At 56.1% G+C, this 22,021-nt stretch carries 22 protein-coding genes; 21 read left to right on the forward strand and 1 reads right to left on the reverse strand.

What is annotated here, in order from left to right; genetic code table 11:
- Positions 1-42 precede the first annotated feature (42 nt).
- From B2M23_RS11945 to B2M23_RS12015, 15 genes are all read left to right on the forward strand, one after another.
- Positions 43-1,416, forward strand: coding sequence for an MATE family efflux transporter (locus tag B2M23_RS11945; protein WP_038352181.1), 1,374 nt, complete (start codon positions 43-45; stop codon positions 1,414-1,416).
- A gap of 85 nt (positions 1,417-1,501) precedes the next feature.
- Positions 1,502-2,131, forward strand: coding sequence for an HD domain-containing protein (locus B2M23_RS11950; RefSeq protein ID WP_052237225.1), 630 nt, complete (start codon positions 1,502-1,504; stop codon positions 2,129-2,131).
- A gap of 74 nt (positions 2,132-2,205) precedes the next feature.
- On the forward strand, positions 2,206-2,580 hold the full coding sequence (locus tag B2M23_RS11955) for a hypothetical protein (RefSeq protein ID WP_038352180.1): 375 nt from the start codon (positions 2,206-2,208) through the stop codon (positions 2,578-2,580).
- Positions 2,581-2,696: 116 nt separating this feature from the next.
- Positions 2,697-2,984 (forward strand): hypothetical protein, encoded by a 288-nt coding sequence (locus tag B2M23_RS11960; RefSeq protein WP_038352179.1) that lies wholly within the window; start codon positions 2,697-2,699, stop codon positions 2,982-2,984.
- Positions 2,985-3,194: 210 nt separating this feature from the next.
- Positions 3,195-4,706 (forward strand): FGGY family carbohydrate kinase, encoded by a 1,512-nt coding sequence (locus B2M23_RS11965; RefSeq protein ID WP_052237224.1) that lies wholly within the window; start codon positions 3,195-3,197, stop codon positions 4,704-4,706.
- A 26-nt stretch (positions 4,707-4,732) separates the two neighbouring features.
- Positions 4,733-6,496, forward strand: a complete 1,764-nt coding sequence (locus tag B2M23_RS11970) for an FAD-dependent oxidoreductase (RefSeq protein WP_038352178.1) — start codon at positions 4,733-4,735, stop codon at positions 6,494-6,496.
- Entirely contained in the window at positions 6,493-7,740 is a 1,248-nt protein-coding gene (locus B2M23_RS11975; protein ID WP_038352177.1) for an NAD(P)/FAD-dependent oxidoreductase, read from the forward strand. Before B2M23_RS11970 ends, B2M23_RS11975 begins: the two co-directional genes overlap by 4 nt.
- Before the next feature lie 2 nt (positions 7,741-7,742).
- Positions 7,743-8,108, forward strand: coding sequence for a DUF1667 domain-containing protein (locus tag B2M23_RS11980; RefSeq protein ID WP_038352176.1), 366 nt, complete (start codon positions 7,743-7,745; stop codon positions 8,106-8,108).
- A 3-nt stretch (positions 8,109-8,111) separates the two neighbouring features.
- Positions 8,112-9,542: an FAD-binding oxidoreductase gene (locus tag B2M23_RS11985; RefSeq protein WP_038352175.1), complete on the forward strand. Its 1,431-nt coding sequence runs from the start codon at positions 8,112-8,114 to the stop codon at positions 9,540-9,542.
- A 151-nt stretch (positions 9,543-9,693) separates the two neighbouring features.
- On the forward strand, positions 9,694-10,458 hold the full coding sequence (locus tag B2M23_RS11990; RefSeq protein WP_146209096.1) for an electron transfer flavoprotein subunit beta/FixA family protein: 765 nt from the start codon (positions 9,694-9,696) through the stop codon (positions 10,456-10,458).
- Positions 10,455-11,420: an electron transfer flavoprotein subunit alpha/FixB family protein gene (locus B2M23_RS11995; protein WP_052237223.1), complete on the forward strand. Its 966-nt coding sequence runs from the start codon at positions 10,455-10,457 to the stop codon at positions 11,418-11,420. The genes B2M23_RS11990 and B2M23_RS11995 overlap by 4 nt, the downstream gene beginning before the upstream one ends.
- Complete coding sequence (locus tag B2M23_RS12000) at positions 11,410-12,846, forward strand: FAD-binding oxidoreductase (protein ID WP_038352173.1); 1,437 nt, start codon at positions 11,410-11,412, stop codon at positions 12,844-12,846. Before B2M23_RS11995 ends, B2M23_RS12000 begins: the two co-directional genes overlap by 11 nt.
- Positions 12,843-13,634: an electron transfer flavoprotein subunit beta/FixA family protein gene (locus B2M23_RS12005; RefSeq protein ID WP_038352172.1), complete on the forward strand. Its 792-nt coding sequence runs from the start codon at positions 12,843-12,845 to the stop codon at positions 13,632-13,634. The genes B2M23_RS12000 and B2M23_RS12005 overlap by 4 nt, the downstream gene beginning before the upstream one ends.
- Positions 13,631-14,587, forward strand: a complete 957-nt coding sequence (locus tag B2M23_RS12010) for an electron transfer flavoprotein subunit alpha/FixB family protein (RefSeq protein ID WP_052237222.1) — start codon at positions 13,631-13,633, stop codon at positions 14,585-14,587. Before B2M23_RS12005 ends, B2M23_RS12010 begins: the two co-directional genes overlap by 4 nt.
- Before the next feature lie 56 nt (positions 14,588-14,643).
- Positions 14,644-15,573, forward strand: coding sequence for a YhfZ family protein (locus B2M23_RS12015; protein ID WP_038352171.1), 930 nt, complete (start codon positions 14,644-14,646; stop codon positions 15,571-15,573).
- A 53-nt stretch (positions 15,574-15,626) separates the two neighbouring features.
- Here B2M23_RS12015 and B2M23_RS12020 read toward each other — a convergent pair whose 3' ends face one another.
- The gene (locus tag B2M23_RS12020) at positions 15,627-16,694 is read right to left on the reverse strand and encodes an alpha/beta fold hydrolase (protein ID WP_038352170.1); all 1,068 of its coding nucleotides are present in this window, start codon (positions 16,692-16,694) and stop codon (positions 15,627-15,629) included.
- Positions 16,695-16,889: 195 nt separating this feature from the next.
- Between B2M23_RS12020 and B2M23_RS12025 the strand changes: the two genes are divergently transcribed.
- The 6 genes from B2M23_RS12025 to B2M23_RS12050 all read left to right on the forward strand — a co-directional run bounded on the left by B2M23_RS12025 (position 16,890) and on the right by B2M23_RS12050 (position 21,947).
- Positions 16,890-17,213 carry a PadR family transcriptional regulator gene (locus B2M23_RS12025; protein ID WP_038352169.1) on the forward strand — a complete coding sequence of 108 codons (324 nt, stop codon included), beginning with the start codon at positions 16,890-16,892 and terminating at the stop codon, positions 17,211-17,213.
- Positions 17,203-17,775, forward strand: a complete 573-nt coding sequence (locus tag B2M23_RS12030; RefSeq protein ID WP_052237221.1) for a DUF1700 domain-containing protein — start codon at positions 17,203-17,205, stop codon at positions 17,773-17,775. Before B2M23_RS12025 ends, B2M23_RS12030 begins: the two co-directional genes overlap by 11 nt.
- Entirely contained in the window at positions 17,772-18,809 is a 1,038-nt protein-coding gene (locus B2M23_RS12035) for a DUF4097 family beta strand repeat-containing protein (RefSeq protein ID WP_038352168.1), read from the forward strand. Before B2M23_RS12030 ends, B2M23_RS12035 begins: the two co-directional genes overlap by 4 nt.
- 95 nt (positions 18,810-18,904) lie before the next feature.
- Entirely contained in the window at positions 18,905-19,618 is a 714-nt protein-coding gene (locus B2M23_RS12040; RefSeq protein WP_242945795.1) for a TatD family nuclease-associated radical SAM protein, read from the forward strand.
- A 126-nt stretch (positions 19,619-19,744) separates the two neighbouring features.
- Positions 19,745-21,265: a histidine kinase gene (locus B2M23_RS12045; protein WP_038352167.1), complete on the forward strand. Its 1,521-nt coding sequence runs from the start codon at positions 19,745-19,747 to the stop codon at positions 21,263-21,265.
- Positions 21,258-21,947: a response regulator transcription factor gene (locus tag B2M23_RS12050; protein ID WP_038352166.1), complete on the forward strand. Its 690-nt coding sequence runs from the start codon at positions 21,258-21,260 to the stop codon at positions 21,945-21,947. The genes B2M23_RS12045 and B2M23_RS12050 overlap by 8 nt, the downstream gene beginning before the upstream one ends.
- Positions 21,948-22,021 lie beyond the last annotated feature (74 nt).

Raw genomic sequence — 22,021 nt, forward strand, 5'->3', positions numbered from 1 at the left:
AAATGGTATAATAAGAGCAGATAAAAACAGGAGATGAAAAATATGGAAGAGGATAACGCACAGCAGCGGAAATTTAAAAAAATGACGGAGACACCTGTGGAGCCGCTGATCTGCCGGATGGCGGTTCCCACCATTATCAGCATGCTGATCACGTCGATTTACAATATGGGCGATACCTTTTTTGTGGGGCGCATTGGCACCAGCGCCACAGCGGCAGTGGGCATCGTGTTTTCACTGATGGCCATTATCCAGGCCATTGGTTTTTTCTTTGGACAGGGTTCTGGCAATTATATTTCCAGAAAACTGGGCGCCCGGGAGGTGGAGGAGGCCTCACGCATGGCGGCGACAGGGTTTTTCAGCGCGCTTTTGACCGGGGCGGCAGTCATGGTTCTGGGCTTCTGCTTTTCGGAGTCCTTCTGCAGGCTGCTGGGAGCCACAGAAACCATCATGCCCTACGCCCAGGACTACATGCGCCTGATCCTGATCGGAGCGCCCTATATGACCGCGGCGCTGGTGCTCAACAATCAGCTCAGGCTGCAGGGCAACGCCTTTTACGCCATGATCGGCCTGGTCAGCGGCGGGCTTTTGAACATTGCGCTGGACCCGCTGTTTATCTTTGGCTTCGGGCTTGGTATCAGCGGCGCTGCCCTGGCGACAATTCTCAGCCAGCTCGTGAGCTTTTCGCTCCTGCTCTTGGGGTGTAACCGCACAGCGGGCAATCTGCCCATCCGCTTCCGGCATTTTTCACCAAGCGTTGCCCGGTACCGCGCCATCGTAAACGGGGGCCTGCCGAGCCTCTGCCGGCAGGGACTCGCCAGTGTAGCGACCATCTGCCTGAACACCGCAGCCGGCCCCTTTGGCGACGCGGCCATTGCGGCCATGTCCATCGTCACGCGGCTGACCCAGTTTGCCGCCTCGGCGGTACTGGGCTTCGGCCAGGGCTTTCAACCCGTATGCGGCTTTAACTATGGGGCAGGACGCTACGACCGTGTGCGCCGGGGCTTCTGGTTCTGTGTGGTGGTGGCCTCGGTGGTGCTGGTGGTGCTCTCCAGCCTTGGCGAGATTTTTGCCCCCGGGCTTATCGCCCTCTTCAGGGCGGACGACGCCCAGGTCATCGCCATCGGTGCAAAGGCTCTGCGCCTGCAGTGTATTACCTTTCCGCTGTTGGGATGGGTGACGCTGTGCAATATGCTGCTCCAGAATATCGGAAAGGTCACCCAGGCCAGCATCCTCTCAGTGGCGCGCCAGGGGTTGTTTTTCCTGCCGCTGATCCTGCTTCTGCCCATGACGTTCGGGTTGCTGGGGGTTCAAATCTGCCAGCCCATCGCCGATGTCCTGACCTTTGTCATCGCTATTCCGCTTGTCCTGCCGACACTGCGGTTCCTGCGCAGGGGAGAGGCAGCAGAGGCTGAATAAAAAAGTTAAGGATTTTTAATATTTTCGGGTATAACGGATTAAAATACGGTTTGTCAGAGATCATTCACGAAAGGAAGTGAACCCCATGCTCGAGAGGCTGAAAACATTGCTGCTGTCCACCGAGGACTTCAGGGAAATTGAGTTTGACAGCGAGGATTTCAGGGAACTGCTGGCCCTGCGGGGCGTTGCCCAGAACCCCAAATATCACCCCGAGGGAGATGCCTTTACCCATACCATTCTGGTGATGAACCAGGCGGCCAGGCTTCGGACCCAGGCACGCTGCCCCTTTGCCTTTATGCTGGCAGCCCTCTGCCATGACTACGGGAAGGCGGTATGCACAGCGGAGAAGGACGGAAAGATCGTGTCCTACGGACATGAGAAGAGAGGGCTGCCCCTGGCCCGGAGCTTCATGGATCGCTTTGGCCTGGACCGGGAGACGAGCCAGCTGGTGCTGAACCATGTGGAGTACCACATGCGCCCCAACGGCCTGTACCTGCAAAACTCATCGGAAAAAGCTACAAGGCGGCTGTTTAAGAAGTCGTTATGCCCGGAGGATTTGCTGCTGCTGGCAAAGGCGGATTCATCGGGGCGCGGACAGGGCGGCCCGACGCGGGATTACGGGGACAATGAACAGTGGCTGAGGGAGCGCCTGGAGGATTTTCGCTGCTGGCAGAGCGAAAATGAAATACAGAGAACCGACCAGCCCATATCGTGACGATACGGGATCTTTGGTGGATGGAGGCCAGCGCGCCAAAGCCGTTCATCCAGACGTGGAAAAGAGACCAGACGATGGGGCAACGGCCAGGAATGGCAGAGGATCGACAAAAGGAGCCGGACACTGGAAAGAGCGGTGGCTGGCTTTGGAAAAGGGAGAGCTGCCTGTCAGAAAAGCACCGCGGGCCGTCTTTTTCCCGCTTAGGTGAAAGGCAGTGGCTTAAGGGGGATTCAACCCGTATCGTGACGATACGGGTTCTTTTTGGATGGAGGCCAGCGCGCCAAAGCCGTTCATCCAGACGTGGAAAAGAGGCCAGGCGATGGGGCAACGGCCAGGAATGGCAGAGGATCGACAAAAAGAGCCGGACACTGGAAAGAGCAGTGGCTGGCTTTGGAAAAGGGGGAGCTGCCTGTCAGGAAAGCCCCGCAGGCCATCTTTTCCCCGCTTAGGTGAAAGGGCATTGGCTTAAGGGGGATTCAAGCCGTATCGCGACGATACGGCTTGATTTTGGATGGAGGCCAGCGCGCCAAAGCCGTTCATCCAGACGTGGAAAAGAGGCCAGGCGATGGGGCAACGGCCAGGAATGGCAGAGGATCGACAAAAAGAGCCGGACACTGGAAAGAGCAGTGGCTGGCTTTTGAAAAGGGAGAGCTGCCTGTCAGAAAAGCACCGCAGGCCGTCTTTTTCCCGCTTAGGTGAAAGGCAGTGGCTTAAGGGGGATTCAACCCGTATCGTGACGATACGGGTTGATTACTGGTGGAAGCCGGCGCGCCAGAGATTTTTTGAGCAAAAGGGAAAAATTCAGGAAAAAATGTTGAGGAAAAAACAGCGTAAAATCAAGCGTTTTCAGTGAATGGCAAAATTTTGGAATAAAAAAAGATTGACAACCGTAAAAAACGGGTCTATACTTAAAACCATCAAGAGTACAAAAAAATATACATTAACTCCGCTGGACTGGCATAAGGGGTATGGCGCAAAAACTGCGGAGTAGGGGGAGGGTTCATCAAATATACAAAAAAATGTACAATTAAATATCGTTGATTTATGGAGATTTGGAGAGAAAATGAACGAAATGAACTTGGGGGAAAATATGAAAAATTATATTTTGGTAATTGATGAGGGGACAACTGGGGTTCGCGCGCTGATTTATGACCGCGATATGCGTATGCTGGATTTTATCTATGAAGCCCTGGAGCTGATCTATCCCGGACCGGACGAGGCTGAGGTGGACGCCAATGAGATTTACGATAAGACCGTGAAGGCCTGCCGGGCAGTGGTGGAAAAATGCGGCGTTGCGGCTGAGGACATTGCCGGTGTGGGCATTACGACCCAGCGTGCTTCCTGGACCATGTGGAACAAAGAGACAGGGGAGCCGCTGCACAACGCGGTGCTGTGGTTTGATAACCGGGGACGGCACCAGAAGCAGAAATATATGGACGACCCGGTTTTCAGCGGAAGCTTCCCCGGGCTGGCTGAGGCACTGCCGGGCTTTTATGTGCCGCTGGTTCTGGATAAAATCTGTGACGACTCGCCGGAATTTGCTGAGGAGATGAAAAAGGAGACGACCCTGTTCGGCAACATGGACACCTGGCTCATCTGGAAGCTCACAAACGGGGCGGTTCATGCCACCACGGCCAGCATGACCAGCGCCGGCATGATCTACGACAATGAACACTGCTGCTACAATCTGCCCTTTGTCGGCTATTTTGGGTTCCGTGAGGAGATGCTGCCAGAGGTATGCGAGGAAACCGGCTTCTTTGGCAATATGAGCGCAGATATCCTGGGGGTGGAGATCCCCATCTGCGGGGCCTTTGCCGACCAGCAGTCTGCCATGTTCAGCCAGGGGTGCCTGAGTCCTAACACCATCAAGTGCACCATGGGTACCGGAACCTTTGTGGACATCAACGTGGGCAGCGAGATCAAGACTGTGCCGGGGCTGAACAGCATGATCAGCTGGAATATGGGCGGCGAGCGGCTTTATCTGCTGGAGGGGCAGTCCTCCACAGCGGGAACCTGCCTGGAATGGGCAAAGAACAAGCTGAAATTCTTCGATGATTTTTCAGAGATGGACGCTCTGGCCGAGTCGGTGGAGGACAGTAACGGTGTCTATTTCATTCCCGCCCTGGCCGGTATGGCCTTTGCGCCCTACAATGACGAGACCGCCAAGGGCGCCTTTATGGGCATCGGGCCCGGCGCTGACAGGCAGCACTTTGTGCGGGCCATGCTGGAGGGCATCGCCTTTGCGGGTGTGCTGTTTATGGAGGAGGCTGCCAAAATGGGCGTGGGCATTGATGAGATCAAGGTGTCCGGCGGCGTGACCAAGAGCTGCTCTGTGCTCCAGACCATGGCGGATGTTACCGGGGCCAGAGTTGTAAGGCCCAAATCGGTGGAAGCCACCGCCCTGGGAGCAGCGGAAGCCGCAGCCATCCAGCTGGGGTGGATGAAGCCAGCCGACGTGGAAAAATATTTGGAAATTGAACAGGTCGTTGTACCTGGTGAAAACAGTGAAAAGCTGAAAGAGACCTATCAGAACTGGAAAAAGGTTGTGAAGCGGACCTTGAACTGGGACTGCTGACCGGTCGCAGCTGAAAGGAAGACAAAATGCAGGAGACAATCGAACAAGAAGTGAAAAAAGCCTTTCCGGACATCCCTGTGTCCCTGTCGGTGGACGCGCGTAAAATCGTCACCGTCACCGGCGAGTGTGACACCTGGGATCAGGTGGTGGACATCGGGCATCTGATCGCAAAGCAGGAGGGTGTTCGGAATGTGGTCAACGAGCTGAGCGTTAAGGGCATGAATATCCCTAAAAAGGACTATACCGCCTATTGCGAGCAGGGAGAAGCCATCGGCGTTATTGACGACGTGGATGTGCTGATCATCGGCGCGGGCATCAGCGGCTGCGGCATTGCCAGGGAGCTTTCCAAATATCAGCTGAGTATACTGGTGGCCGAAATGTCTGACGATGTGGCCACAGGCGCGACCAAGGCCAACAACGGCAATATCCATCCCGGGCACGCGGCTAAGCCGGGCACCTTGAAGGCCAGGCTGAACGTGAAGGGGAACCGGATGTATACGAGGTGGGCAGAGGAGCTGGGCTTTGAGCTCCAGCGCTGCGGCTCCATGGGGGTCATCACCGAGGAAGCCCTGAGGCCGGCGTTGAAGGCCGCTTACGATGTGGCAGTGCTCAATGGCGTGGACGGCGTGGAGCTGGTAGACGGCGCCCGTGCTCTCGAAATAGAGCCCAAGCTGGCGGACGCCGGTGTGACCGAGCCCCTTGAGGCGCTCTGGCTGCCGAGCATGGGGCTGGTGGAGCCCTATGAGGTGGCGGTCGCCCTGGCCGAGAACGCTGCGGACAACGGCGTGCGGTTCCTCTTTAACTGTACCGTGGCCGATATTCTCACCGAAAACGGCGAGGCTAAAGGGGTGGTGAGCTCCAGGGGCATTATCCGCGCGCGGTACGTGATCAACTGTGCCGGAGTCTACGCGGACGAGATGTCTGCCATGGCCGGGGATAAATCCTACACCATCCACCCCAGAAAGGGCACCATCGCCATTCTGGATAAAAACAAAGCGCCCGAGTTTGACGTGATTACAGAGATCACGACTTTGGAGCGCATCCACCGCGAGAAGAACGCGGAATCCAAAGGCGGCGGCATGTGCCGGACGCCGGAGTGGAATATCCTGCTGGGGCCCTCGGCCACCGAGACTCCGGACAAGGAGGACAACGCCACCACCGAAGCGGACCTGCGCTACGCCATGGGCATCAACCAGAACGAGCGCACTGGCTACGGTGATATTATCCGGATTTTCGCGGGCACCCGTCCGGCGGATTATAAGGAAGATTTCGTCATTGAAATGTCCGACGTGACCCACGGATTTATCAACGTGGGGGCCATCCAGTCACCGGGGCTGGCCTCGGCTCCGGCCATTGCGGAGCTGGTGGAAAATATCCTCCTTGAGGATATGGCCGCCTGCAAAAGCCCGGTGCAGAAAAACCAAAGCTATAATCCCATTCATAAAAAGCGCCGGAACTTCCGCCATCTGAGCCGTGAGGAACAGGACGCCCTGATCGAGCAGGACCCGCGCTATGGCCGGATTATCTGCCGCTGCGAATCCATTACCGAGGGCGAGATTCTGGACGCCATCCACTCGCCGGTCATTCCCCAGTCCATTGACGCTATCAAGCGCAGGACCCGGGCGGGAATGGGCCGCTGCCAGGGTGGCTTCTGCCAGCCAAGGGTACTGGAAATTTTAGCCAGAGAGCTGGGCCGCGAGTGGACTGAGATCAATCTGAGAAACGAGGGGACCAATATTCTCGTTGACACAAGCCGTCCCGCCGCGCAGAAAGAGGGTGAAGCATTATGAAAGAGATGAAAACAGATATTGCCGTGATCGGCGGCGGCCCCGCCGGTATGGCGGCAGCACTGGAGGCCAGGCGTCAGGGGGCCGGAAAGGTCATGATCATCGAGCGGGATATTGAGCCGGGGGGCATCCTCCAGCAGTGTATCCACGATGGCTTTGGCCTGCACCGGTTTAAGAAACGCCTGTCCGGAACGGATTACGCCCAGCGCTTTATCGACGAGGTGGAGGCCAGCGATATTGAAGTACTTCTGGATACCATGGTGCTGGAGATCACAAGGGACAAGGTGGTTTACGCCTGTAACAACCGGGACGGCATGATGAAAATCCGCTGCGGTGCTGTGATCCTGGCCATGGGATGCCGGGAACGGACCGCCAGCCAGGTGCTGCTTTACGGCTACCGGCCGGCCGGGGTCATGACCGCCGGTTCGGTTCAGCGCTACATTAACATGGAGGGCTACCTGCCGGGCAAAGAAGCCGTTATCCTGGGCTCCGGCGACATCGGCCTGATTATGGCCAGGCGCATGACCCTTGAGCATATTAAGGTCAAGGGCGTTTACGAGGTCATGCAGGACCCGGGCGGGCTGACCCGGAACATCGTCCAGTGTCTGGACGACTATGACATCCCGCTGCACCTTGCCACAACAGTCACCTGGATTCATGGCAAGGACCGCCTTGAGGGTGTGACCGTGGCAAAAGTGGACGAGAACCGGAAGGTGATTCCCGGGACAGAGGAATTTATTTCCTGTGACCTGCTGGTGCTGGCCGTTGGCCTGATTCCGGAAAACGAGCTGTCCGTTAAAGCCGGCATCGAGATGGACCCCAGGACGCGGGGCCCGGTGCTGGACAACCACTTTATGACCAGTGTCCCCGGCATTTTCGCGGCGGGCAACGTGGCGGTGGTCTTTGATCTGGTGGATTATGTGTCCGAATCCGGAGAGATCGCTGCGCGGGGAGCGGCCGCTTACCTGAACGGCACTCTGGACACTGAGGCTGAGGCGGTGGAAACCGTTCCGGGAGAGAATGTGAATTTCATTGTGCCCCAGCGCATGCGTGTGGGCAGCCGCGATGAAACCACCCTGTTTATGCGGGTGAAAAAGCCGGAAAAAAGCGTGCGGCTCACCTGCGAAAACGGCGGTAAGACACTGGTATCCAAAAAACTGAAAACCGTAGCGCCGCCGGAGATGGTGGCCTGCTCAGTGACGCCAAAACACGACGCGCCGCTGGTGGTTGATGTGAAGGAGGCGTGAGCATGGTTAAAAAAGAATACATCTGCATTGTTTGCCCGAACAGCTGCCGTCTGGAGGTCACCGATGATCATGGAAGACTGACTGTGGAGGGCGCGGGCTGTAAGCTGGGCGTTGCCCACGGTGAAAAGGAATATAAAAGTCCAGAGCGGATGCTGACCACAACAGTGAACATCGAAGGCGGCACGCACAGGCGGCTGCCGGTCATCAGTGACCGCGAGCTGCCAAGGGATAAAATGGAGGACTGCCTGAAGGTGCTTTACAGCCGGACGCTTAAAGCGCCGGTGGCCTGCGGGCAGGTGATCGAACAGAATATTTGCGGGACAGGGGTCGATATCGTCGCCTCCCGATCAATGAAGGAGAGAGGTTAAATTATGAATAAAGAAGCACTTGTACAGGAACTGGGAAAAATTGTGGGAGCGGACAGAGTCTCAGACAGCGAGCAGGCTGTTCTGGACGCCGCCAAGGATTATATCGGCTACCGCCGCTATGAACGCGACGATAAAAAATACTGGGTGCCCCGCGCGGCCTGCGTGGTCCGCCCCCAGAGCACCGAACAGGTCTCCGAGGTGCTGAAGTACCTGAACGATGAAAAAATCGACGTGGTGCCGAGAACTGGCGGCTCCAGCGTTACCCGCGGCATCGAGCCTCAGCAGGACGGCGTGATCCTGGACGGCTCAGACATGAATGAGATCATCGAGGTCAATGAGAAAGACATGTACGTGACGGCCAAATGCGGCACGCCTCTGGAGTACCTTGAGGGCTACCTGAATAAGATGGGCTACACCACCGGGCATTTCCCGCAGTCTCTGCCTCTGGCACAGGTGGGCGGCCTGCTGGCAACGCGCAGCATCGGCCAGTTTTCCACACTTTACGGCGGCATTGAGGATCTGGTTGTGGGCCTGGAGGCTGTGCTGGCCGACGGCAGTGTGGTCCGGATTAAAAATGTGCCGAGACGTTCAGTCGGGCCGGATCTGCGCCATCTGTTCATCGGCAGCGAGGGGCTCCTGGGCTTTATCACCGAGGCTTCTGTGAAAATCTTCAAATATATGCCTGAAAACCGCTGGATGAAGGCTTATGGCATAAAGGGCATGAAAAACGGCCTGGCTCTTATCCGCGATATTATGGTGGCTGGCTACAAGCCTGCAGTTGTCAGGCTGCACGACCCATTAGAGGTCGCCGACCAGATGGGCGGCGTTGCGCCTGAGGGACACTGTATGCTGCTCCTGCTGGCTGAGGGGCCGGCAGGCATCACCAGGGCTACCGGTGAAGGCATTGAGGAGCTGGCATCCAAATACGATCCTGTGGATATGGGCGCCAAGCCTGTGGAAAACTGGCTCGTACACCGCAATGATGTCTGTGACGATATGGATAAGCCAAAATTCTACGACATGGGCGTTGTGGCCGATACCTGTGAAATTTCCGGCAACTGGTCAGAGATTGGCAACATCTACGACGCAGTGCTTGAACGCCTGCCGCGGGAAATGGAAAACGTGGTTTTCCTGGGCGGCCATTCCTCCCACAGCTACATGCAGGGTACCAATATCTACTTCCAGTTCGCCTTTACCGTGACAGAGGGAGCCCAAAGCGTGGAAGGCGACTATATGAAGCTGATTGGCATCATTCTGGACGAAACCCTGAAGCGCGGCGGCAGCATTGCCCACCATCATGGCTCCGGCAAGTACCGCACCCAGTTTATGCCTCGGGAGCACGGCTCATCTTATCAACTCATGTACCGGCTCAAGGAAGCCATGGACCCCAACCATATTTTAAATAAAGGCGTGCTTTTAATAGAGGAAAACTGAGCCGGAATTTGTTATAATTAAATAGAATGCATTCAGAACTGCACCCTCCTCCAACAGACGGCCAGAAAGACCCGGAGAGAGGGTGCGGTTTGATCTGGTTTTAGGGCAGGAGCCTGAAAGCAGGAATAATGACAACACCAAAGGGGACAAAATGAAAATTTGCGTATGCTTTAAAATTGTACCAGACCTCGATCAGGTTCTGGAATCGGACTGGAGGGATCTTTCCCAGGGACTGGACACCAGCTATGTAAAAAAAATGATCAATTGCTTTGATGAGACAGCGCTGGAGATGGCCCTGCGGCTTAAGGAAACAGCAGCAGACACCGGGGCGGCGTGCACTGCCGTAACGGTTGGCGGCGGCCTGGCGAGCCTGATGAAGGGGCTGTACGCTGTGGGCTATGACCGGGTGGTCAATATTCCGCTTGAGCACAGAGAGTTCTGCCCGGAGACTGTGGCGGCGCTGCTGGCCGATTTTATAAAAAGCGGGGATTTTGATCTGGTGCTTTTCGGAAAACAGGCCGGCATGGCCGACAGCGGCATGGTGCCGCCGCTGTCGGCTGAGCTGCTGGGGCTTCCCTTTGTCGGAGACACCGTAGCGGCATCGCTTGAAGGCGGACAGCTTGTGCTCGAGCATGAGACTCCGGAAGGGCTGGAAGTCCTCAAGCTTAAAGGTCCGGTAGCGGCCTCGGTGGGTGACGCGGAGTACGCCTACCTGAGAGTGGCGACGCTGCGGGAGAAAATGGCCGCGTCCAAACGGGATATTGAGGAGTGGTCCGCTCTGCCCGCGGAGGATACGGTTCTGCCAGCTTTCAGCCGGGAGAGCAGCGCGAAGGAGTGTGTCATGATCGAGGGAGAGAGCGGCGCGGTGAAGGCCGGCGTGGTGTATGAAAAATGGATTGAGGGGATGATATCATGAGGACAGCCTGTGTTTTTACAAGAGAAGACGATATCCTGAAAACGGCCGGGCGCATTAACGCCTTTACCGGCGCCCTTGTGGCAGAGAGCGCGCCGCTGGAGGCCTGGTATCTTGGCGATGAAAAAGAGGGCGTTGCGGAGACAGCCCGCTGTGTGGCCGGCATTGGTACGGCGGTGCGCTGCCCGGTGGGCAGCGGGGCCCTGCCTGAAAATTGGCTGGACAATCTGGAAGCCCTGTACCGGGAGCGGCAGCCAGAGCTGCTGATTTTTACAGCCGGGTCCGGAGCGCTGGCAGCGCGGCTGGCCGCAAGGATCGGCGGGACCTGCCTGACAGGCTGCCGGACACTGGGCAGGGATGCGGACGGCCTCTGGGTAAGGCGCCCGGTTTACAATTCACATGCCGATGCGGTCTGCCGGCCCCAGGGACGGCCGCTTGTATTGTCGGTTTCCAAAGCCGGGCCGGTATCGGAGAGCTCTGTTGGAGAGTCTGAACAGGCTGCCATAACAGAGGTGAGCCCTGTGCTTAAGCATTACGGCTACTGCCTGGACCGAAAGCTCAAGGCCAGCAGGGAAAAGAACCCGCTGGAGGAGGCGAAGCTGGTGCTGGTAGGCGGCAGGGGCCTTGGCTCCAGGGAAAACTACGAGCGGCTGAAGCGGCTGGCAAGGGCCTGGGGCGGCGCCTGCGGCTGCACACGGGCAGCCGCCATCAATGGATGGGCCGACGTGGCGGATATTATCGGACAGTCCGGCCATGTGATCAGGGCTGAGCTGTGCATTACACTGGGCGTGTCGGGCGCGGCGCCTTTCATGGCTGGGCTTGAGAGCGTCAAAAATCTGGTGGCGGTCAACAGTGACTCTGACGCACCGGTTTTTAAAGGCGCGGACTATGGACTGGCGGGCGACGCCCTGGAGGTTTTAGAGGCTTGGGAAAAGCAGGCAGAGGAGCAGAGACATGAAAATTGAGGCGATGACGGATAAATATGAGCGGTGGCTCGGGGACGAATCCCGAATCCGCGGCAGGGCAGACGCAGTCTGCTTTCCCGGAAGCTTTGAGGAGGCCCGGGAGGCGGTCAGCCATGCCCGCAGGGCCGGGCTGCGTATTACGCCCCAGGGCGCCCGTACCGGGCTGACCGGGGGAGCAGTGCCGGAGGGCGGCCTGGTTGTGGACTGCCAGGGACTGAAGGGCCTGGAGCTGAGGGAAGGGCCGGTTCTTTACGCCGGGGCAGGCGTTACGCTGGAGGAACTCCACGCCTTTTTAAGGAAGGAACCCTGGGTATTCCCGCCGAACCCAACCGAGGAGAGCGCAACCCTCGGCGGACTGTTCGGCTGCAACGCCATGGGGATCGACGGGCAGAGGACAGCGCCCTGGGTCCGAAAGCTCTGGTGGCTCACAGCCACAGGTGAGGTCTGGGAAATCGGCCGGGGCAGCTATGCCTTTGATGACAGCGGCTGTGCGCTGCCGGACGGCGGCCGCCTGAGCTGTGAGACCTTTGACAGTCCCGGTGTGCTGGGCGGACTGGTGGCTGTCAAACAGATGGATCTGATCGACTTTCTGGCAGGGACCGAGGGTCAGCTGGGCATGGCTCTGGCCTTTGAGCTGGAGCTTGCGAAGAAGCCGGACTGTGCCTGGGGCGTGCTGTATTTTCTGCCCACAGACCCGGCGGCTATGGCGCTCTGCCGGGCAGTGGCTCAGGCTGAGAACAGCGGCAGTGTGACGGTGATGGAATACTATGACAGGGCAGCCCTCGCCCTGCTCTCCGAGGGGCGGCACAGCACTGCGGCGCTGCAGGAGCTTCCGGAATTCCCCCAGGGCGCCTGTGCCGCGGTCTATGTCGAGCTGGCCGGGGACGATCCCGATGCCCTGGAGGGCGCGCTGTTTGAGCAGCTGGATATTTTTGAAGGGCTGGGCGGCAGTGAGGAACAGACCTGGGCAGCCAGCGAGCGCTATGAGATCGATCGCTTCAGAAAGCTGCGGCATGTGGTGCCAGAGCTGGCCAACGCAAAGACCGATTCCCTCAGCCAGGCTGTGCCCGGGCTTACCCGCCTGTCCTCAGACCTGAAGGGGCCGGCGGAAAAGGCAGAGGACTATCTGGAAATGTACCGCGGGGGCATTGCCCAGAGTGGCGTACACGCTGTGATATACGGCACGGCGGCACAGAACCGTTTCCATGTTAATTTTCTGCCGGAGACACCGGAGGAAAGAGCAGAATGCGAGGCCCTGATGGCAGAATGGGCAGCCCGGGCAGCCGCGGACGGTGGCCAGATTATCACCGAAAACGGCGCGGGCCTGCTGAAGCGGGAGCTGGCCCTGCGCTTTGCACCGGAGGCGGTGAAGCGCCAGATAAAAGCAGCGAAGGAAGCATTTGACCCGGAGGGCGTTTTTAAATGAAAATAATCGTGTGTATCAAACAGGTTCCGGCGCTGTCAGAAGCCAGCATGGACAAAGAAAAGGGCGTGCTGGTGCGGACCGGCGAAAATAAGCTCAATCCCTATGACCTGCCGGCCATCGAGACGGCCCTCCGGCTGAGAGAGGCCCTGGGCGGAGCGGTAACAGCGCTGACCATGGGGCCGGAGTCGGCTGAACAGGCGCTGCGCACCGCTCTGGCCATGACTGCGGACCACGCCTGCCTCATGAGCGACCGGGCCTTTGCGGGGGCCGACGTGCTCATGACAGCCCGGACGCTGGCCCAGGGGATTAAGGCCCTGGGCGGGGCAGACCTGATCATCTGCGGACAGCAGACCACCGACGGCGATACGGCCCAGGTGCCCTTTTCGCTGGCGGAGCAGCTGAATATTCCGGTCATTGGCTGGGTGCGTGAGATCGTGAGCGCTTCAGAGGATTGGCTGGAGGTCCGCCAGGAGCTGACCGGAAGGACCTGCCGGGTGTCCGGTGGGCTGCCCCTGGTGCTGGCTGTCAACCCGACTATCTGTGAAGCGCGGGTGACAGGGCTGCGGGCTAAGCTGAAAGCAGGCAGGCAGGAAATACAAAGGCTGGTTCTGGGGGATTTGGAGCAGCAGGACAGTGAAACCTATGGGCTCTCAGGCTCACCCACCCGGGTGGTACGCCTGTTTCAGCCGGAGACAACGGCCAAAAATCCGGTTCTGGAGCTGACAGACAGCCAGGGTGCGGCGCTCTTGCTGGATGTGTGGAAAAGCGTGAAGGAGGCGGACGAGTGAGGACAGCGTTAATCTATTTACAGGAGAACCCCGGCGGACTGCACCCGGTATGTGCGGAGCTGGCGGCAAAGGCCGCAGAGCTGGCAGATGATACCGCTGGTGTGCTTATCTGCAGGGAACTGACCGGGGAGCTTATGGCGGCGCTGCAGAGTAGCGGCCTGAGCCGGGTTTACCTTTACACGCTTCCGGCCGTTTCCGTATTTCGGCAGGAGGCGCACAGGGCGGCTGTAACAGACTGTGTACGAAGGCTGAAGCCTGAAATCCTGCTCTTTGGAGCGACCCTTGAGGGGCGTTCCCTTGCCCCCATGATCGGGGCGGCCTTTAAGACAGGGGTGACGGCAGACTGTACAGAGCTTTCGCTAAACAGCGAGGGCCAGCTGATACAGACCCGTCCGGCCTTTGGCGGCCGCATCATGGCCAGTATTCTGACCAGAACCGCGCGCCCCCAGATCGCCACAGTGCGCCAGGGCGTGTTCAGGGCGCAGCCCCAAGCGGCCGGGGACTGCGAGATCATCCTCTGCCAGCTGCCCGGGGAGCTGCGGCCCCGGCTGCAGACCGGGGACGATGGCGCCGCGCCGGTTTTAGAACAGGGCAGACGCCCCGTGGTGGTGGCGGTGGGCGGCGGCCTGAAGGACAAGGCCGACCTTGCGCTGTTTGAACAGCTGGCCCAAAAGCTGGACGCGGACCTGATGTGCTCCCGAGTGCTGGTGGAGCGGGGCTTTCTGCCCCAGGGAAGACAGATCGGACTCAGCGGCAGCGCCATCTCGGCAGAGCTGCTGCTGTGCTTTGGCATATCCGGCTCCGTCCAGTTTTTATCGGGTGTTAAGGGCGTTAAGCGCCTTTGCGCGGTCAATGAGGATCGGGAGGCTGAGATCATGAAAAACGCGGATTATCCGGTGCTGGGCGACCTGTACGGTGTGGCCCGGGCCATGCTTGCGGCAGCGGGCGATTGACAAAAGCGGGATGCCGTGCTATTGTAAAATGATATTGAAAGCATGAGGAAAAACCAATGAAGCCAACCTTTTATAAAAAAACAGGACTCGCCACCATTAACATCGCGCGGGATTTTTACACCATGCAGGCCGGCGACCGGGTGCCGACCATCGCGGAGTACACCCAGCGCTTTGAGGTGTCCCGCGGTATTGTCCAGAAAGCCATTGCCACTCTGGAAGAGGACGCGTGTATCCAAACGCAGAAGAACGGGGTCAAGGGCACCTTCGTGACCGGAATTGACTATGAAAAGCTCTACCCTTATACCAACTGGGGATCGCTGACCGGTACCATGCCTGTGCCCATGACCATCTCTTTTTCAAGCCTGACCACAGCCATCTGTGAGGAGATGGAGAAGAGCCCCTTTCCCTTCTCCTTTGCCTATGTCACAGGCTCCGAAAAGCGTCTGGCAGCCCTTAAGGAGATGATTTATGACTTTATCATTGTGTCCAAGAGCTCGGCAGAGCGCTACCTGAGCGAAAATGATTTTCTGGAAAGGGCCATCGAGCTGACCGGCTGTGTCTATTCCGAGCCCTATGTGCTGTACTTTCTGGATGACCAGAAAACAGAGATTGAGGACGGCATGCGCATGGCGGTGGATTGTAACAGCATTGACCAGTACACCATTTCCCAGAAGCTGTGTGAGGGAAAGGATGTGGCGTTTGTCCAGACGCCTTATGCCAGCTTCAGCGAGCTGCTTGTCAAGAAAAATGTGGACTGCTTTATCTACCGGCGGGACGGCTGGTACAACAATTTTCAGCCTGACCTCAACCAGCGGGTTGTGGAGCTGCCCGGCTATCCCCTGGAGGAAGTGACCACCCCGGTGATTTTGGTCAACCGTGAAAATTACGGCTTTAAAAAGCTCCTCTGCCAGTACATCACAGTGGAGAAGACCCATGAAATTCAGGAAAAAGTGATCTCCGGCGAATGTGCTGTCAAGTTTTTTTAGAAGGACCGAAAAAAGAACCCGTATCGCGGCGATACGGGTTCTTTTTGGTTGGCTTATAACACACGGCCCAGCGCTTTTAATACGGCCTCCGAAAATTCTTCGGGCCTGTCAGCAAATGGAATATGCCCTGTGTTCTCAATGGTGATCAATTCCTTAGCCGGCGCGGAGACTGCGTTGTAGTAATCGGCTGTCATACTGTACGGCGTCGTCCAGTCAAGGTTCCCCGCTACCATTATCACCGGGATCTTATATTTTAGTGTGCGGTCATACAATGAGACCTGCCCCTCAGACAGCAGTGCGCTGTAGAGCGCACTGTTTGTCTCGATAAGCCTTTTAAAGCTGACCATCCATTTTAAATCGCTAAAGGTCATATAGGGGGAAAACAAACGCAGTGAACCCATCCTGCCGCTGTACTGGGGCGGCAGATACTTTTCCTTAAGCTGCCGGAGCTTCAGGAAGACAGTAGCCTCTGGCAGACCGAATTTCTGACAGACTAGAATGTTCTCGAGCATCTCGTTTATTTTCTGCGCATCCTGGGCTCTGCCCGTAAAATCGGCCAGACGTATGGCCTCCTGAGCGGATACCTGCTCAGATTTCCTGAAATCCAGCATCTGGCTTACAGACAGGTAGGCGGCTGTTTTTTCCGGGTGCTCGCCTGAGTAGATCGCGCCGAGAAAGGTTCCCCAGGAATGTCCCATAAGAATGATTTTTTCTTGGTTAAAGTCTGACCGGATATAGTCCACCAGCTCGTCCAGGTCTGAAAGCAATAAATCCAGAGTCGGCTTTTCGGCGGCCTGATTGCGGTAATAGGTGTTCCCGCAGCCCCGCTGGTCCCAGTGGACGATTGTGTACGTCTGCTCCAGAGCGGCTTGCCAGCCATAGGAGTAATAGGCCATATTACTGCCCGGGCCGCCATGAAGTACAAGGATAACCGGATTGGCGCGATCCTGACCGCGTATTTGCAGATACTGCTCAATTCCGCCGATGGGTACAAAGGTGGATTTTTGCACACTTGTCTCCGAGCGGATTTTGTATTTTTGAGTATTGATAATTTTTCCGATTATGATTGTCAATGTGAGCAGAATGACCAGGGCAATAAATGTGAACAGAATTATTTTCATTTTTTATTCCTCCACGTTGAGTATACAGGGATTAAAATCTTTTTGTCAAGCGTTTTAAAAAGCTTTTTCTGAATGTTAAGGGCTGCTGAACACAGAATAAAGATATGTAATAATAAAAATTAAATAATATACTTTACAAAATGATATTATACGTTGTATAATATCATTAACGATATAAAGAAAGGAGATGCGAGGATGATTTTTCAATTAGGCTCCGCACTTCTGGACGCCTGTGTGCTGGCTGTGCTCTCAGAGGAGGACGCTTACGGCTACAGCCTGACACAGCGGGTTAAGAGTGTGCTGGATATTTCAGAATCCACCCTTTACCCGGTGCTCAGGCGTCTGCAAAAGGAAAAGCACCTGGCCACCTACGATAAGCCCTTTCAGGGGCGTAATCGCCGCTATTACGCCATTACGGAAAGCGGAAGGGCCAAGTTGGAAGAATACCGGGAAGAGTGGGATATTTACAAGGAAAAAATAGATTCGCTTCTGATAGGAGGTGGCGAGAATGAATCGTGAAGAGTATATGGCAGCGCTGGAAAAGCACTTGAGAAAGCTGCCAAGGGATGAAATGGAAAACGCCCTGGTGTATTATAATGAATATTTTGATGACGCCGGACCGGAAAATGAGGACAGGGTCATCGGAGAGCTGGGCTCGCCGGCCAAGCTGGCCGCGCAGCTGCGCAGCGAGTATGCCCTGAAGGGAAATGAGCAGGAGAAAAAGAAAATGCCTGTGGTGCTGGTTGTGATCTTATCCATCTTCGCGGCCCCCATTGCCCTGCCGCTGGTCATTGTGGCCGCGGCTTTGGTATTTGTGCTGATGGTCGTGGTTTTCAGTTTCCTGTTCGCCTTTGTGGTGACAGCGGCGGCTCTGGTTTTAGGCGGCTTTCTCTGGATGGTGATCGGGCTGGTTCTGATCTTCCAGAGCCCGGAAGCCACCGTGTTTTATGTGGGCAGCGGCGCCTTTGCCCTCGGGCTCGGCATTTTGCTGGGCGTGGGCATGTACCGGCTCATCCCCTGGGTCATCAATGGCTTTAAACGGATGGCGGAAGCTATTTTGGAATGGAGGAAAAACGCATGAAATTCGATTCGAAAAAGCTCTTGAAAATTGGCGGGATTCTGACAGCCGGCGGACTTTTGCTCGCTGGGGTCGGCATGCTCCTCGGCGGCATGACCTCCACCTATATCGACGGCAAGGGAATCCATGTGATGAAATATGAGGAGAAAAAGCTGGAATACCAGAAGATCCCCGGTAAAATAGAGAACCTTGACATTGATTTTTCACTGGCAGACCTGGAAATAATCCTGGCCGATGAAAACGCCATTGAGGCCGTCTACTATGAGGACTCTGCAAAGCCTGAGATCCATCAGGACGGGAACACCACCACCATCACCAGCAAGAGCCAGGAAGAAAACCGCGTGGTTTTTATGGGCGTCGGCAACCTTTACGGCAATTCAAAAATCAAGGTTTACCTGGACAAAAAGGAAACAGGCCAGTCTCTGGACGCCAAGGTGGATAATGGCAAGATCCAGTTTAACGGCCCCAGGGCCTTTAAGGCACTGTCGCTTCAGAACCATCTGGGCAGTGTGGACATGGCCTCTGTCAAAGCAGACAGCGTGTATATAAAGCTGGACAATGGTGATCTGGACGTGAGTGATGTTGAGTCCAAAAGCTTTACAGTAGAGAACCATCTCGGGAAAATAAAGGCGGCCAATATCCGCGCCGATGAGGGAAGCATTAAAAACGACAATGGAAAAATCACCCTGACAGACAGCACCTATACCATGCTGACCGCGGAAGACCACCTTGGCGATATTATCGGCGAGGGGTTAAACATCAAGGGCGGCCAGTTTAAAAACGACAACGGCAAGATCAGCCTGAGCGGCGCCATTGAGGGAGCGATCAACGTGACGGCCCATCTGGGCGACGTGAACATCAAGACCAGTATCCCCCGGGAGACAGCCGGCTACCAGCTGAGCACCAGCCTGGGCAAGGTTGAGGTCGACGGCGCAAAATATGAAGAGGCAGTCCGGGATGAAAACCAGAGCGGTACCAGCCGCTTTGTCATCAACAATAACAACGGCGATATTCGTCTGGATTTCGGACAGCAGTAAGCGGTTTTATCAATCAACCCGTATCGCGGCGATACGGGTTGATTTTTGCGTTGCGGCCGAAATTCAGGGTACATGCTATAGGGTATGGTTAAAAAATGTCAAAAATGATCCATGTTCTGACATATTTGATCATAGGAACCTTAGCCGTAAAATGGTATAATTTTAACATCAAAGACAGGAGTGAAGCTTACATGGTCATTACCTATGAAACAGAGAGTACGGCCTATAAAGATAAAAATGCACTGTACGTGAACGCCACCAACCGCTGCAATAACCGCTGCGTGTTCTGCCACCGGTTTAACCGGGAGGAGGAGGCCAGCCGTATGGACGAGCTGTGGCTTGAGCGGGAGCCGACAGTGGAGGAAATTCTATCCGATATCCGCGCGCGGGATATGGCAAAGTATGACGAGGTCGTCTTTTGCGGCTACGGAGAGCCGACCTGCCGCCTGAAGGACATTCTTGCGATCGCGCGGGTGCTGAAGCAGGAATACGGCGTGGCAGTCCGGCTGAACACCAACGGCCTGGCCGACACCCTGTACGGTGAGGATGTCACCCCCTGGCTGGCCGGCCTGGTGGACGTGGTATCTGTGAGCCTGAATGCGCCAGACGCAGAGGAATACAACGCCCTGTGCCGCCCCCAGGCAGAGGACGCCTTTGAGCACATGCTCCGCTTCGCGAAAAACGCCGCGCGTTTTGCCAAGGTCTATATGACCATTATCGACACCATGAGCGAGGAGGGCCAGACCGCCTGCCTGCGGATCGCGGAGGAATCCGGCGCATCGCTTAAGGTACGCCACTACCTGCGGTGAGATGATGGAGCGGTAAAAAAGGGCTGCCTGCGGGCGGCTTTTTTTGATTGGGCAAATTTGTTAAAGAAAAGGACAAAAATAAGGGAGAACAGATATGATATAATCTTCAGCAAAGGAGGGATTGGTATGGCGGTTCAGGTAATGGAGTGGGGTTATATAGACTGGAAACATGTCAAGACAGAGAATAACCCAAGACAAAATATGAATATTGGCATTGTGGTGATCGAGCCCGGCAGACATCTGGCCGAGCATGTGCATTACGGGCAGGAGCAGCTGCTTTACGTGCTGCAGGGCAGGGGCATTTACTACATCAACGGTGAGCGCATCGAGCCTGAGCCCGGGCAGATCTTCTATATGGAGGCCGGAAGCTCCCATGAGGTTTACAACCCCACCGACGGGCAGATAAGGGAGCTGCTGGTCTCCAACCCCGTATACGGCGCAGAGGAGATCTCCATCGATACCCTGGTAAACCTGGGAGCGCCGTCAGACGATACCCTGTACGCGGCTGTGGAGGGCGTGCGCCAGCAGTCCATCGACCCGCTCAACCTGCCCCTGACCATCTACGACACTGCGGGCAAGACGGTGCTGCAGACCAGCTGTTTTCCGGATTATTGCACAGAGCACTGCAACCCGCTGGCCAACAGTGGCTGTCCCTGCCGCGGCATGGGGCAGTCAAACCTGAGCGAGCCCTGGGAATACCGCCAGTTTGTCTGCCCCTACGGCCTGACCCTGTACCAGCAGCCCATCGTGCATGAAAACCGGTGCATCGGTGTGATTCAGGGCGGTTATATCCTGCTGTCCACCATGAAAAGCGAGGGCAAGACCAGCGACCGCACCGAGGAGCTGTACGATACGCCGGAGAGCACAGCCCTGAGCATCCGCATGCTGCTCAGGAGGATTGCCGAGCATATTGTGAGTTTCTGCGTGTTCAGTGATGCCCGCAGGGTGCTGGAGGCCAAGGAGCGGGATATTGACGACGCCCAGCAATACAGCAAACGCCTGGAGAAAAACCTCAAGGCCGCCCAGAATATCGTGACCGACCTGCGCATCAACCACCATTTCCTGTTCAACACCCTGAACTGCATGGCGGGCATGGCGCTGGATAAGGACGCCGAGGAGCTGTACGATGCCATCATCGACCTGTCCAAGATGTTCCGCTACACCACCAAGACCAAGGAGCAGTTTGTGCCCTTCAGCCATGAGGCGGCCTACCTGAAAACCTACCTGAAGCTCCAGAAGCTGCGCTACGAGGACAGCCTTCAGGTTGACATCAAAATCAATGCCCAGCTCGACGACTGGCTGGTGCCCTTTAACTTTCTGCAGCCCATCGCCGAGAATGCCTTCACCCACGGCTTTGACACCAACAACCTGAAAAGACGGCTGTCCATCACCGCGCAGCCCAGCGGCAGCAAGGTGCTGATTTCCATTTATAACAACGGCGCGGTCATTGATTACGGCACCCTGAACCGTATAAACGACAGCCTGCCCTCGGGCAGCGAGCATGGCCTGTCGCTGATCTACGCCAAGCTGAAAATGCGCTTCGGCCCGGATTTTTCAATGAATGTGTATTCCGATGAGCGCATTGGGACATGGATTATTCTGGAATTACCCTACTCATATCAGAAAGAAGTGGAGAACGATGATTAAAGTGGTTATCGCGGACGATGAAAAGGCCGTTTCAAAGATTATACAGCATTTTATTGAGCGGGAGAAGCTGCCGCTTCAGGTTGAGGGCATTGCCCTTGACGGAGAGAGCGCTCTGCAGATGATCCGCAAAAAGGAGCCGGATCTGGTTTTTCTGGACATCAAGATGCCCCTCATGGACGGCTTTGAGGTCATGGAAGCTCTGGAGGCCCTTCAGATGGATGTAAAGATTGTGGTCATCACCGCTTACGAGTCCTTCGAGTATGCCCAGCGGGCCCTGCGCATGGGCGCCAGGGACATCATCCTCAAGCCCATCGAGTACGAGCAGTTTACCCAGGCCCTGCTCCGGTCTGTGGGATGGAATTTTACAGGCAATGATCTGGTCAATCAGGTGCTGGAGTACATCCACACCCATTTCAGCGATAAGATTGAGCTACAGCTGCTGTCGGAGCAGTTTCACGTAACGGCCAGCTACCTGTCCAAACAGTTTAAGCGCTATGTGGATACCAACCTCATCAGCTATGTGAATAAAATCCGGATTGAGCATGCGGTCGACCTGCTGAAGAACGGATCCTACAGTATACAGGAGGTGGCCAAACAGGCAGGCTATGAGAATGTAAATTATTTTTATAAAAAGTTCAAGGAGCAGACCGGGCACATGCCGTCAGATTATCTGAAAAAATAAAAAACATAAGCTGTCACAATATTATGGTGACAGCTATTTTTATATCAACTGGATAAAAATGATCAGGAAACCGA

The organism is Eubacterium limosum (genome assembly GCF_000807675.2).
GTDB lineage: Bacteria > Bacillota > Clostridia > Eubacteriales > Eubacteriaceae > Eubacterium > Eubacterium limosum.